This window comes from Pseudomonas sp. WS 5027, from assembly GCF_012985695.1.
Lineage (GTDB): Bacteria > Pseudomonadota > Gammaproteobacteria > Pseudomonadales > Pseudomonadaceae > Aquipseudomonas > Aquipseudomonas hygromyciniae.
In genome coordinates this window covers 101,595-115,091 of the sequence record NZ_JAAQWU010000005.1, presented here as the reverse complement: position 1 = coordinate 115,091, position 13,497 = coordinate 101,595, and the positions used below count along the sequence as shown (strand labels likewise).

The window sequence follows — 13,497 nt, the reverse complement described above, 5'->3', positions numbered from 1 at the left end:
TTACCAGAAGCGCTGCTGGGTCAAGCGGCTCCACCAGGTCAGCAGCACTCGGTCCACCGAGCCGCTGGCCGCCAGGCCCACCCGCTCCTGCAGGCTTTTGCGCTCGGCATAGTGCAGGTGGAACAGTTCAGCGGTCTTGGCCTTGGTCGCCAGGTATTCGTCACTGGTCTGCAGCGCGTCCACCAGTTGCTTGTCCAGCGCCGCGACGCCCAGCCAGACTTCGCCGGTAGCCACTTCATCAATCGCCAACTGAGGGCGATAGCGCGACACGAAGTTCTTGAACAGTTGATGAGTGATATCCAGGTCTTCCTGGAACTTCTCCCGGCCCTTCTCGGTGTTCTCGCCAAACACCGTCAGGGTGCGCTTGTACTCGCCAGCGGTGAGCACTTCGAAGTCGATATCGTGCTTTTTCAGCAGGCGGTTGACGTTGGGCAACTGGGCCACCACGCCAATCGAGCCGAGGATGGCAAACGGCGCGCTGATGATCTTCTCGCCGATGCACGCCATCATGTAGCCGCCGCTGGCCGCGACTTTATCGATGCACACCGTCAACGGCACGCCCGCCTCGCGGATCCGCGCCAATTGCGATGAGGCCAGGCCATAGCTGTGGACCATGCCGCCGCCACTTTCCAGGCGCAGGACCACTTCGTCCTTGGGCGTAGCCAGGCTCAGCAGTGCGGTGATTTCATGACGCAGGCTCTCGGTGGCCGAGGCCTTGATGTCACCATCAAAATCCAGGACAAACACCCGTGGCTTGGCCTCGGGGGTTTTCTTGTGTTTTTTCTCGGCCTTGCCCTGGGACTTGCGCAGGGCCTTGAGCTGATCCTTGTCGAGCAGGGTCTGCTCCAGGCGCTCGCGCAGGCCTTTGTAGAAGTCATTGAGCTTGCTGACCTGCAACTGCCCGGCATTCTTGCGCCGACCCTTGCTGCGCAACGCCGCAAAACTGATCAGCACCACCAGAATGGCGACGACCAACGTGACGGTTTTAGCCAGAAAACTTGCATACTCAGCCAAAAACTCCATGGGACTCCTTACAGAAACGGTGCGCCGGGCGCGGATTGCCCCAGCATACCGATGGGACTGCCGCTGAGCCAGAGCTGAAACCCCTTGAAACGGGCCTCTAACGAGCTTTTAAAACAAGCGTATGTTTTTTCATTGACAGCTTCCCGGCATCCTCATAACCTCGCCAGACTTTCAACGTACCGGGTGAACGGACGTGGGCAGCATCTATTTGATTCGACATGGCCAAGCCTCCTTCGGTGCAGACGACTATGACGTCCTGTCGCCCGTCGGTGTGCAGCAGGCACAGGTATTGGGCAGCCACCTGGCGGATCTGGGCCTGACGTTCGACCGCTGCGTGTCGGGCGACCTGCGGCGCCAGCAGCACACCGCCAACGCAGCCTTCGAATCCATCGGCGCCCAAGGCTTGCCGGTACCGCCCCTGGAAATCGACAGCGCCTTCAACGAATTCGATGCCGACGCAATCATCCGCGCCCTGCTCCCAGACCTGCTCGACAGCGAGCCCGAAGCCCTGGAGATCCTGCGCAACGCCCCGCACAACCGTAGCGAGTTCCAGCGTATCTTCGCCCTGATCATCGAGCGCTGGTTGAGCGGGACTTATGACACACCCGGCCTGGAAAGCTGGCTGGGGTTTGTCGAGCGGGTGCGGGGTGGCTTGCAGCGCCTGCTTGAGGCAGCCGACAACTCCCACAAGATCGCGGTATTTACCTCTGGCGGCACCATCACCGCCCTGCTCCACCTGATTACCCGCATACCTGCCGCCCAGGCTTTCGAGCTGAACTGGCAGATTGTCAACACTTCGCTCAACCACTTGAAGTTCCGTGGTCGCGAAGTGGCACTGGCTTCCTTCAACAGCCATACCCACTTGCAGCTGTTGAAGGCGCCGCAGCTCATCACTTTCCGATGAATTGCGGCCAACCGTGACCCCAAGGTCACTGGCACCACCCATAAAAGGATCGAACCATGACTGACGTAGCTAAAGCCGTAGAAGCAATGAAAGCCAAATTCAACCCAGGCGCCGCCGACGGCCTGGACCTGGTGTTCGGTTTCCGTATCGACGACACCCAGAACTTCTCGCTGGTGGTTAAGAACAACACCTGCGAACTGCTGGAAGGCGAAAACCCTGACGCCCAAGTGACCCTGGTCATGGACGGCGACACCATGAAAGGTATCGTCGACGGTTCCACCGACGGCATGCAAGCCTTCATGGGCGGCAAGCTGCGCACCGAAGGCGACATGATGCTGGCGATGAAGCTTAGCGAACTGTTCCCGGCCTGATCCAGGGCAACCTGGGTTGACCAATCCCGCCTACCCAGGCGGGATTTTTGTTTGTGCCTGTGGCGCTCATTCATTTGCAGAATGAAGTCCAGAGGAATCTTCGTTTGCGCCCACGGGCAACGCCCAACAAAATCTGGCTCACGGCCCCTACCACCGTTATCGCAGCCAGGAATTTTTCTATGCCTACCCAGCGCCATATCAGCCCCGACGACATCCGCAAAGACTTCTCCAAGGCCATGTCCGACATGTACCGCGAGGAAGTGCCGCTGTATGGCACGTTGCTGGAGTTGGTGGCCGAGACCAATGCACGGGTGCTGGCGAGCGATCCCGACCTGGCGCGGCAACTGCAGCGCACCGGTGAAATCCAGCGCCTGGACATGGAACGCCACGGCGCCATCCGCCTGGGCACCGCCCTTGAACTGGCAACCATTAGTCGCCTGTTTGCGGTGATGGGCATGCAGCCGGTGGGTTACTACGACCTCACCCCGGCCGGCGTACCGGTGCATTCCACGGCCTTTCGCGCAGTGCATGAAAACGCCTTGCAGACCAGTCCGTTCCGGGTCTTTACCTCGCTGCTGCGCCTGGAACTGATCGAAAACCTTGAACTGCGGGCCTTTGCCGAAGCCGCCCTGGGCAAGCGCTCGATCTTCACCCCACGGGCGCTGGCCCTGATCGAACAGGCCGAAGCCGACGGTGGCCTGAATGCCAGCGATGCCCAGGTATTTATCCAACAAGCCCTGGAAACCTTTCGCTGGCACCACACCGCGACGGTCAGCGCAGCCCAGTACCAGCAACTCAGCGACCAGCACCGGCTGATTGCCGACGTGGTGGCCTTCAAGGGCCCGCACATCAATCACCTGACCCCACGCACCCTGGACATCGACCGCGTACAAGCGGACATGCCCGGTAAGGGCATCACCCCCAAAGCCGTGATCGAAGGCCCACCCCGGCGCCAATGCCCGATCCTGCTACGCCAGACCAGCTTCAAGGCCCTCGACGAAGCCATCGCTTTTAGCGATGCCAACGGCAGCCACAGCGCAAGGTTTGGTGAAATCGAACAACGTGGCGTGGCCCTGACGCCCAAAGGCCGGGCACTCTACGACCAGCTGCTCAACGCCGCCCGGGATGAACTGGGCGCCTTCCCCAATGAGGCCAACGCCCAGCGCTACACCGAACTGATGGAGCAGCACTTCCAGGCCTTCCCGGATAACCACCGGGCCATGCGCGAGCAGGGGTTGGCGTTCTTTCGCTACTTCCTGACCGACAAGGGCCGCGCAGCCGATAAGATCCCACGACCCAATCTGGACGCACTGCTTGAGGCCGGTCACGTGGCAATCGAACCGTTGGTGTATGAGGATTTTCTGCCGGTCAGCGCGGCGGGGATTTTCCAGTCGAACCTGGGCGATGCGGCGCAGAGTCACTACGCGGCCAACGCCAACCAGGCCGAATTTGAACAGGCCCTGGGCCGCCGGACCATTGATGAGTTGCAGCTGTATGCCGACACCCAGCAGCGCTCGATCGACACCTGCCTGCAGGCGCTGCGCAGCTAGGAAAAAGAGTTCGCCCGACACCACAACGCAATCCATGCGCAGTCAACGTGCCCCAGGGTCGGGCGAACGGTTGGGATAATAGGCAGTGCAGGGGTTGCTGTCCTTTGGTCAATTCTGAACAAATATGGCGCCTCTCCGATCGGCCCTGCCCCTTGTGGCGAGCGGGCTTGCCCGCGTCAAGTTGCAAAGCAAACCCTTGCACGTTGGAATGTTTTAGGGCTGCTGCGCAGCGCAAGCAAGTTCGCCCGCCATGGGGAAACCTCATCGGAATCTATGCCTCGTCGCACCTAGTCGTCACTCCCCCGCAAAGTGATTTTTATAGTTACCTGCTAATCCCCCATGCATTAATACGTACATATGAGCAAGCGGAAAAGTACTACGACAATTTAGGACGCTTATGATTTGATATAAATCCAATCCGAGACGATGCTCATCAAACCAGCTAACACATAGAGACTCTTATTCACCCTGGAGGCTTTTATGAACACTTCATCAAGAATAAGCATCGTCATCGTAGGGGCAGGACATATGGGGAGTGCCCTTGCTCTTGGGCTAAAGAACTCCAACCTTAATATTTTTATGACTGTAATCGAACCTGACCCCATACGGCGCGCCACTATCACTATTGATGGAGTATGCACACAGGAAAGCATGCCAGAGCTAAAAAATACGAATATATTATTATTAGCCATTCCCCCCCAAGCATTTTTTGATTTCACAAAAAACTGCGAACACATAAAAAAATATTCAGGCCTTGTGATCTCTGTCATGGCTGGGCTTACCATATCATCACTAAACAAAGCTATTTACACAACACAAATTTGCCGTGCCATGCCGAACATTTCCTGCGCAAACCTAGAGGGAATGACCGCTTGTTACTACTCAACAAAAATTACGAATACAAACAGGACACTGACCAACCAATTATTTTCCAGCCTCGGAAAATGTCTCACTCTAAAGAAGGAGTCCTTGATTGATAGTGCCACGGCATTAATCGGTGGCGGCCCTGCCTACGTCGCCTATTTCGCGACCGCCCTATTCAACTTTGCAATAAGCAATGGCCTTGATAAAAAAACGCGTTATTTATAACCATTCAAACAATTCGAGGCACCACCACTCTACTAGCCGAAAACAAAAACTCCCCCCTTGAGATTTGCAAACTTGTAATGACACCCAAGGGTACCACCGAGCAGGCGATCAAATACTTTGACCAGAAGCAATTAGGCAGTCTTATCGTAGAAGGCCTAAGCAAGGCTTGTGCACGCTCAAAAACAATAGGCCAAAGGGGTTAAATACATGTTAGGACTTATTGATCACGGTGTACCTGGCTGGTCTCAACCCAATGGCGGGTTTGACTATTTAAACAGTCAACCCTCTACTTATGAAGTCTATTTCGGCCTTGGACAAAGACTGGTTTTTTTAAATGCATTCAATGTATTCAAAATAAGCTTAGCGGGCTTAAAACTTGGTGACTATCTGGTCCGCACATCAGACGCCGCTACCTTAAATGGTAGCTTTCTGGATATTGGGACAGGAAGTGGCGCACATGCATTATTGATGCGAAAACTCGGCAACAAAAAAATCATGGCAACAGACATATGCAGAACATCTATTGACCAAGCAAAAAACCATGAAAAAATCAATTTCAAAAACTGCGAAATCACATTCCACACAAGCAATCTTTTCGAAAAAATCCCACAACAAAAATTTCAAACCATTGTTTTTAATCCTCCAGGCTGGCGCACACCATCCACTTCATTGGTCAAGATGCTAGAGAGTTTAGAGCGTAAAGGAGAGCTCTCTGCTCGTGCAATGTTTTATGGCGATGACGTCATAACACGCTTTCTCGAAGACCTTCCTACATACCTTAGCATTGGCGGCAGAGCCATTGTCGGCCTCAACTCTCTAGTAGGAATAGACGACATACTCAGAAAATACAATAACAATAAAACACCACTACTACAATTCAAACTAATTGAGCGACATACACTCCCCTTACTTTATTATTCAGCCCAATGGCGGAAGCTCGAGAAGCATTTAAAAACCGAGTTTGAGGACTGGTCTAGAAAAGGCTTAGCGAATTACACAATTGACAAACAAGGAAATATATATTGGTCGTACGAAATAATCGAATTTTCTCATCAACCACCTGAAAAATGAGTAACCTCTCATCGCTCTACCTAGCCACATACATATGGGCACTTTTTTGCGGTGCCGCTGCAAACATACTCCTAGGGCTTTCATCACTCTACTGGCGGGAGTTGAGCGCTTTCCCGCCGCTAACACTTATCGCCTCCCGGATATTGCTTTCCCTCATCACTCTATCTCTTATTATTTTATGGACAAAAAAAACTCAAGAACTTAAAAAACTTAAAATAAAAATGCTCAGCCTACACTTCGGCGCATCCATACTTCTGACCATAAATTGGGGGGCTTTTATTTGGGCTTCGATAAATGGACACATTTTAGAAAGCGGGTTCGGCTACTTATTAGCCCCATTCCTATCAATAGGTATAGGCGTGATCATTTACAAGGAAACGCTTAGAACCACTCAAGCCCTGTCAATCATCATCATATCTGTCTCAGCCGTGCTACTAATTATATATGATAGCAAACTCAATCACTGGGTATATTCAGCAATCGCAATATCCTGGGGCTTATACACCTGCACAAAAAAATCCAGCTCATTAGACCCTATAAATGGACTTTTAATAGAAACCCTGATACTGAGTGCCGGAGTCTTATCAGCATGGATTATACTTGACTGGTCACTTGCGTGGCCCGAAAACACTACATATCGTTTTAGATGGTTAATTTTCTTTGCCGGGTCCATCTCAGTTCTTCCTTTAGCAATGTTCTCTTATGCAGTAAAAAAGCTGCCTCTCGCCACGACTGGCTTTCTCCAGTTCACACTACCTATCACACAACTATTTGTTGCCATATTTTTTTACAAGCAACCTATTTCAATAGGATCCCTATCTTTGTTTGTGGCGACGCTTGGTATATTGATTTCAATATTTTTTTACGAGTGCGCAGGCACTCGCTCTCGAAAAAGGAGCTCAGCTAAATGAAGAGTAACTATGACGTAATCGTCGTCGGTCTTGGGATTTTTGGAGCGTCAGCGTTGTGGCGATTGGCATCGAAAGGTAAACGAGTACTTGGAGTCGATGCTAGCGGGCCTACTCACTGCTTCGGATCGTCTCATGGTAGTTCAAGAATTTTTCGCCGTGCTTATTGGGAAGGAGAAAAATACCTTCCTCTTCTCAACCATGCAGATACACTATGGCGTGAATTGGAGGCCGTAGCACAAAGAAAACTCTTATTTAAAACTGGCGGTATTTTTATTGGACACAGCGACAGCCGCTTGGTGAGGGGGAGCACCGAAACAGCAAAGAACTCAAAAATACCGCACAAATTATTGACCTCAGAAAAAGTCAATCAATATGCTCCAGCATTCAATATACCCCCTGAGTTTGAAGCTCTGTATGAACCTGGCGCCTACGCAATTTCCGCCTGCGATGCCAGGTTAACCATGTTAAATGAGGCTGTGCATCAAGGCGCTGTAACAATATTTGGTGAAAGTATCGTTTCTGTAGAAAATCATGCCCTGGGCGCAATACTGAAAACCAAAAGTGGTAAATCTTATACGGCAAAATCGGTCATTGTCACGACCGGCCCTTGGATTACCGAGCACCTGCTACCCGAGCTAAAACTTTATCTGGAGACCAGAAAGGTACCTGTTTATTGGTTCACCCCCAAAGTAGGATCTGAAAATATTTTTTCTCCTGGAAAGTTTCCAGTCTTTCTCTACGAATCCGCACTTGGGCAACTGCTGTATGGAGTACCCTCTATTATCAGCAATGAACCTGGTGTAAAAATAGGGTTTCATAATCGACAACAAACCCCGACATCTCCTTCCTGGATGGAATTTCAAGTTTCGCAGCAAATGGAGGAAGAAGTATCTTCTATGGTCAGTCCCCTCCTGCCTGACCTTGAACATCTACCAGCACGAGCAAAGAATTGCTTCTATACCATGAGCAAGGATGAATCTTTTTTGATCGGCGCATCCACAAACTTTAACTCGGTATATTTTGCATCCGCATGTTCAGGACATGGCTTTAAATTTGCACCTGCCGTAGGCGACGCTCTTGCACACTTGGTCGACAGACAGAATCCAATCGTCTCAATTTCAGAGTTTTCCCCAGCACGCTTTCGAAACTAAAAAACACTACAGTTATTGCAAAATAGTAAGCTGTCAAGGAGCGAGATCCTCGCCCCCTGACCTACTCCAAACTTCACTTATCAAAGCAACTGGGAAATTTCATCCTTGATCAACAAGCGCCTCTCCTTCAGTTTCTTCAATTCATCATCTTTGACGGCGGCTTTTTCGGCGGCCAACACCAGCTCATCGATATCCTTGTATTTATCAAGCAACGCGTTCAAGTGAGGATTCTCCGCCCGGCGTTTTTCGACGACGTCCTTGCTCAACCCCAAATCCTGATAAAGATCATGTTTCACTGGCATGAAGTACCTCCGCAAGTTAATCAATGACTGGTACACCTTGAAGCTAGCCCATCCATGGGTCTCTTGTCATGCCCAAGGTCAATTCCCCGGGCCCAGTTCGCGGGCGAGGAACGGTGCGGTGCGGCTGGTTTTGCTTTGGGCGACGTGTTGGGGCGTGCCGCTGGCGACGACTTGGCCGCCCTGGTCGCCAGCGCCTGGGCCGATGTCGATGACCCAGTCGCTCTGGGCCACCACGCGCATTTCGTGTTCGACCACGATCACCGTGTGGCCGGCGTCCACCAGATGGTTGAGTTGTAGCAGCAGGCGGTCGACGTCACGGGGGTGCAGGCCGGTGGTGGGCTCGTCGAGGACGTATAAGGTCGCGCCCCGAGCGGTGCGTTGCAGTTCGGTGGCCAGTTTGATGCGCTGGGCCTCACCGCCGGACAATTCGGTGGCCGGCTGGCCCAGGCGCAGGTAGCCCAGGCCAATGTCGCGCAGGACCTGCAACGCGCGCAGTACGCCCGGCTGTTCGGCGAACACGTCCACCGCCTGTTCGACCGTCAAAGCCAGCACCTGGGCAATGTTCAGGCCCTGCCAGGTAATCGCCAGGGTCTGAGGGTTGTAACGCGCGCCGTGGCAGGTCGGGCATGGAGCGTAGACGCTGGGCATAAACAGCAATTCGACGCTGACAAAGCCCTCGCCCTCGCAGTTCGGGCAGCGGCCCTTGGCGACGTTGAAGGAGAACTGCCCGGCATCGTAGTGGTGTTTTTTCGCCGCCGGGGTGGCGGCGAACAGCTTGCGCACGTTATCGAACAGGCCGGTATAGGTCGCGAGGTTGGAACGTGGGGTGCGGCCGATGGGTTTCTGGTCCACCTGTACCAAGCGGCGGATCTGCTCCAGGCCGGTGCGGATGCGCCCACCGCTGGTTTGCGGTGTCGGGTCTTGCAGGTCGGGCTCATCTTCGCTGACCACCACCCGCCCCAGGCCCTCACCGACCAGGTCCAGCAGGGCCTGGCTGACCAGGCTGGATTTACCCGAGCCGGAAATCCCCGTCACCGCAGTAAAACAGCCCAGGGGGAAGTCCACGCTCACCTCGTCAAGATTATTGCGGCTGACCCCTTCCAGGCTGAGCCAGCCGTTCGGCGCACGACGCGAAGAGTTCAGCGCACGCGGCTCGGCAAACAGGTATTCGCGGGTCTGTGACGCTTCAACCTGTGCCAGGCCTGCCGGTGGGCCGCTGTACAGTACCTGGCCGCCCTGCTCGCCGGCGGCCGGGCCGACGTCGATCAGCCAGTCGGCGCGGCGCATGGTTTCCAGGTCATGTTCCACCACAAACAGCGAGTTGCCGGCGGCTTTCAGGCGCTCGAGGGCGGTGAACAAGGCTTCGCCATCCGCCGGATGCAAGCCGGCCGACGGTTCATCCAGCACGTAGATCACCCCGAACAACTGCGAGCCCAATTGTGTCGCCAGGCGCAGGCGCTGCAACTCCCCAGAGGACAGGGTCGGCGTACTGCGCTCCAGGGACAGGTAGCCCAGGCCCAGGTCGGTCAGGGTGCTGACCCGCTCCAGCAAATCCTGGGCGATGCGTTGGGCGGCCAGGCGTTTTTCCACCGACAGTTTTACCCGCCCCTTGCCCTCGGCCACCGGGCGCAGCAGTTGCGCCAGTTGCAACAGCGACAGCTGTGACAACTCGCCAATATCCACCCCGGCGAACTTCACCGACAGCGCCGCCTTGTTCAGGCGCTTGCCCTCGCACAGGGGGCAAGGGCTGCCTTGCATGAATTGCGCGACGCGCTTTTTCATCAGCGCGCTCTGGGTGTGGGTGAAGGTATGCAGGATGTAGCGCCGGGCGCCGCTGAAGGTGCCCTGGTAACTGGGTTCGAGCTTGCGCTTGAGGGCGTCGCGGGTCTGCGCCGGGGTCAAGCCGGCGTATACCGGGACCGTGGGTGTTTCCTCGGTGAAGAGGATCCAGTCGCGCTGCTTTTTCGGCAGATCGCGCCAAGGGATATCGACGTCGTAGCCCAGGGTCACGAGGATGTCCCGCAGGTTTTGCCCCTGCCAGGCCAGTGGCCAGGAGGCGACTGCACGCTGGCGAATGGTCAGGGAGGGATCAGGCACCATCAGCGCCTCGGTCACTTCATACACGCGGCCCAGGCCGTGACACTGCGGGCAGGCGCCCTGGGGCAGGTTGGGCGAGAAGTCCTCGGCGTAGAGCATCGGCTGCCCCGGCGGATAGCTGCCGGCACGGGAATAGAGCATGCGGATCAGGCTGGACAAGGTGGTCACACTGCCCACCGATGAGCGCGTACTCGGCGTACCCCGCTGCTGTTGCAATGCCACGGCGGGCGGCAGGCCTTCGATGGAGTCCACATCCGGCACACCCACCTGGTCGATCAGGCGCCGGGCATAGGGTGCCACCGACTCGAAGTAGCGCCGTTGCGCCTCGGCATACAGGGTGGAAAACGCCAGGGACGACTTGCCCGACCCCGACACCCCGGTGAACACCACCAGGGCATCCCGTGGGATGTCCACATCGACATTGCGCAGGTTATGTTCACGGGCGCCCCGCACCCGGACAAAACCGGGTCGCGCGGCAAGAAGATCGGTGCCTGATGGCAAGTGGCGCGGTGAAGTCATGGTCAGCCTTGTAAAGGGTGGCAGGTCCTGCGGTGGAGCCAGGAACCGGGGCAAACGTTCAATTACGTGCATTGAGTACTGAGCGTACCCGCTGCGCGAGGGCATCAGGGCTATAGGGTTTACCCAGCAGGTGAATATCGGCACCCAACTGGTGGTTGCTGGAAAGCACGTCGCGGGTATGCCCGGAGGTAAACAACACAGCAACGGGCGGCTGTTGTACCTTGGCCCATTCGGCCAGGTCCGTGCTTTTCATTCGCCCGGGCATGACCACATCGGTAAAGATCAGATCCGGCCGCAAACCGGTGCGCAGCATCAGCATGGCGTCATCCCCGTCTTCGGCAGTGATTACCGTGTAGCCGGCCTGTTGCAGCAGCTCCACCGCAGCGGCACGTACACCTTCATTGTCCTCCACGACCAGGATGGTTTCGCGGCCGCCTTCTTGCAACGCCACCTGGGCAGGGGTTTCCTCGCTTTCCGGCTCAAGGCTGTGGGGGAAGTACATCTGCACTACGGTGCCCTGGCCTGGCTCGCTGCTGACCTGCACATGCCCGCCACTTTGCTTGACGAAGCCAAACACCATGCTCAAGCCAAGGCCGGTGCCGTGACCGTCCGGCTTGGTGGTAAAGAACGGCTCGAAGACCCGCCGCAGCACCGCCGGCGGCATGCCGGCCCCGGTGTCGCTGACCGACAGGCGCACATATTCACCGGGGACAATCCCGTTGCGGCTGCCATCCTCGGGCGACAGCGTGATGTTTTCACCGGTGATACGGATCACCCCCTCGCCCTTCATGGCATCCCGGGCATTGATCGCCAGGTTGAGCACGGCGTTTTCCAACTGATTGCGATCGACATGAATACACCACGGGTCTTGCGGCAATTGCACATCGATCTGGATGGTTTCTCCCAGGGCCCGCTGCAGTAACTCACCCAGGCCTTCATAAATGCGCCGGGGGTTGAACACCGCCGGTGACAGGGGCTGGCGCCGGGCAAACGCCAGCAGTTGCGAAGACAGCTTGGCACCACGCTCGACCGCAGCCAGGGCAGCACCGACGCGCCGTTGTACCTGGGGGTTGTCCCGTTCATGGCGGGCCAGCAAGTGCAGGTTGCCGGCAATCACCTGCAGCAGATTATTGAAGTCATGGGCCACGCCCCCCGTCAGCCCGCCAATGGCCTCGAGCTTTTGCGACTGGCGCAACTGGTCCTCGGCAGCCGAGCGCGCCTGGACTTCGGCGGCGACGCGTTGTTCCAGGGTGTGGGTGAGCTTGAGCAGGGACTCTTCCGCGATCTTGCGCACATGGATATCTATGATCACCCCGGGAAAGCGCAGCGGCTGACCGTCCGCGTCAAGCTCGCAACGCCCGCTGGCCAGTACCCACAGATAGCTGGCGTCAGGGCGCCGCACGCGAAACTCGGCGTTAAACGGCCCACCGGCTTCCACGGTACGGGCAATCTGGCGATTGACCCGCGCCAGATCGTCTGGATGGATGACCTCGGTGGCGGCGGCGATGGGCAGACCCTGCTCCACATCTTCCATGGACAGGCCCAGGGTGCGGGCGAAACGCGCGTCACCCGACAGGCGATCCGGCAGCACATCCCAGACAAACGAGCCCAGCAACGCCCCGGCATTGAGCGCCAGTTGCAAGCGTTCGTCCGCCACGCGGTAGGCCCCCTCCGCTTCCTGGCGCAAACGCTCGGACAGCACATGCGCGGTGGTTTCCACGACAATCGCCAGCACCCCGGCCGGCTGCTGGTCATCACCGGCTACCGGGCTGTAATAGAGGTCCAGCCACAAGTCTTCGGGCTGACCATTGCGCAGCAGCGTCAAGGCCTTGTTGCGATAGGACAAGGTGCCGCCGGCCAGGCAGGTGTTCATGACATGACGGTTGAAGTCGGCCACTTCCGGCCAGCCCTGCTCCACCGGCATGCCCAACAGGGACGGATGCCGGCCGCCGGCAAACACCGAGTAACTGTCGTTGTAGATCATGTACCCGGCGCGCCCCCAGAGCATCACCATCGGCACCGGCGAGGCAAGGAGCATCTGCACGGCACAGGCCAGGCTGGTGGACCAGCTGTCAATCGAGCCCAGGTCCGTGGTCGACCAGTCAAAGGCACGAATCCTTTGGGCCATTTCACCGCCCCAGCCGTCACAACCATGGGTATTGGATAAGAATTGCATGGACCCTGCTCATACAAAGAGAAGACATTCGCCAAAGTTGGAGCATAGCGGTGCTGGATGGTTTCACTCTGTATCACTGTGGCTAGGAGGCTTGTCCTCCGCTGGGTTGCGCAGCAAGCCTCAGAACCTGTCATCTTGGTATGTCTGGTGGTGCATGGTGAGGCGGTTAGGGTGGCTTCGCCACCCAGCGCGGGGCAAGCCCGCTCACCACATAAAGCCAGTGGTCCATAGTAGGTTCGAGGGTGCTGCAAGTTCCCTGTGGCAAGCTCCCTGTGGCTAGGGGGCTTGTCCCCCGGTGGGTTGCGCAGCAGCCCCAAAACCGGCCACCTCGGT

General features: G+C 56.4%; 11 protein-coding genes. 7 read left to right on the top strand and 4 right to left on the bottom strand.

The features are described 5' to 3' along the window. The gene (gene sohB, locus HBO09_RS08550) at positions 1-1,023 is read right to left on the bottom strand and encodes a protease SohB (RefSeq protein ID WP_169993053.1); all 1,023 of its coding nucleotides are present in this window, start codon (positions 1,021-1,023) and stop codon (positions 1-3) included. 193 nt (positions 1,024-1,216) lie between these two features. Here sohB and HBO09_RS08545 point away from each other — a divergent pair, with 193 nt between their 5' ends. From HBO09_RS08545 to solA, 7 genes are all read left to right on the top strand, one after another. Then, complete coding sequence (locus tag HBO09_RS08545) at positions 1,217-1,927, top strand: histidine phosphatase family protein (RefSeq protein ID WP_169993055.1); 711 nt, start codon at positions 1,217-1,219, stop codon at positions 1,925-1,927. Positions 1,928-1,983: 56 nt separating this feature from the next. Next, positions 1,984-2,298, top strand: a complete 315-nt coding sequence (locus HBO09_RS08540) for an SCP2 sterol-binding domain-containing protein (protein ID WP_029293699.1) — start codon at positions 1,984-1,986, stop codon at positions 2,296-2,298. A gap of 179 nt (positions 2,299-2,477) precedes the next feature. Then, the gene (locus HBO09_RS08535) at positions 2,478-3,848 is read left to right on the top strand and encodes a VOC family protein (RefSeq protein WP_169993057.1); all 1,371 of its coding nucleotides are present in this window, start codon (positions 2,478-2,480) and stop codon (positions 3,846-3,848) included. Positions 3,849-4,328: 480 nt separating this feature from the next. Further along, the gene (locus HBO09_RS08530) at positions 4,329-4,937 is read left to right on the top strand and encodes an NAD(P)-binding domain-containing protein (RefSeq protein ID WP_169993059.1); all 609 of its coding nucleotides are present in this window, start codon (positions 4,329-4,331) and stop codon (positions 4,935-4,937) included. A gap of 207 nt (positions 4,938-5,144) precedes the next feature. Beyond that, positions 5,145-6,008 carry a methyltransferase gene (locus HBO09_RS08520; RefSeq protein ID WP_169993062.1) on the top strand — a complete coding sequence of 288 codons (864 nt, stop codon included), beginning with the start codon at positions 5,145-5,147 and terminating at the stop codon, positions 6,006-6,008. Beyond that, complete coding sequence (locus tag HBO09_RS08515) at positions 6,005-6,919, top strand: rarD protein (RefSeq protein WP_169993064.1); 915 nt, start codon at positions 6,005-6,007, stop codon at positions 6,917-6,919. The genes HBO09_RS08520 and HBO09_RS08515 overlap by 4 nt, the downstream gene beginning before the upstream one ends. Further along, entirely contained in the window at positions 6,916-8,070 is a 1,155-nt protein-coding gene (gene solA, locus HBO09_RS08510; RefSeq protein WP_169993066.1) for an N-methyl-L-tryptophan oxidase, read from the top strand. The genes HBO09_RS08515 and solA overlap by 4 nt, the downstream gene beginning before the upstream one ends. A gap of 80 nt (positions 8,071-8,150) precedes the next feature. On the opposite strand, the gene HBO09_RS08505 is transcribed toward solA, so the two are convergent. The 3 genes from HBO09_RS08505 to HBO09_RS08495 all read right to left on the bottom strand — a co-directional run bounded on the left by HBO09_RS08505 (position 8,151) and on the right by HBO09_RS08495 (position 13,164). Continuing rightward, a complete protein-coding gene (locus HBO09_RS08505) occupies positions 8,151-8,372 on the bottom strand; it encodes a YdcH family protein (protein WP_169993068.1) in 222 nt (73 codons plus the stop codon). A 78-nt stretch (positions 8,373-8,450) separates the two neighbouring features. After that, positions 8,451-10,988, bottom strand: coding sequence for an excinuclease ABC subunit UvrA (locus tag HBO09_RS08500; RefSeq protein WP_169993070.1), 2,538 nt, complete (start codon positions 10,986-10,988; stop codon positions 8,451-8,453). Between the two features lie 58 nt (positions 10,989-11,046). After that, positions 11,047-13,164, bottom strand: coding sequence for a PAS domain-containing hybrid sensor histidine kinase/response regulator (locus HBO09_RS08495; RefSeq protein ID WP_169993072.1), 2,118 nt, complete (start codon positions 13,162-13,164; stop codon positions 11,047-11,049). Positions 13,165-13,497: the final 333 nt, after the last annotated feature.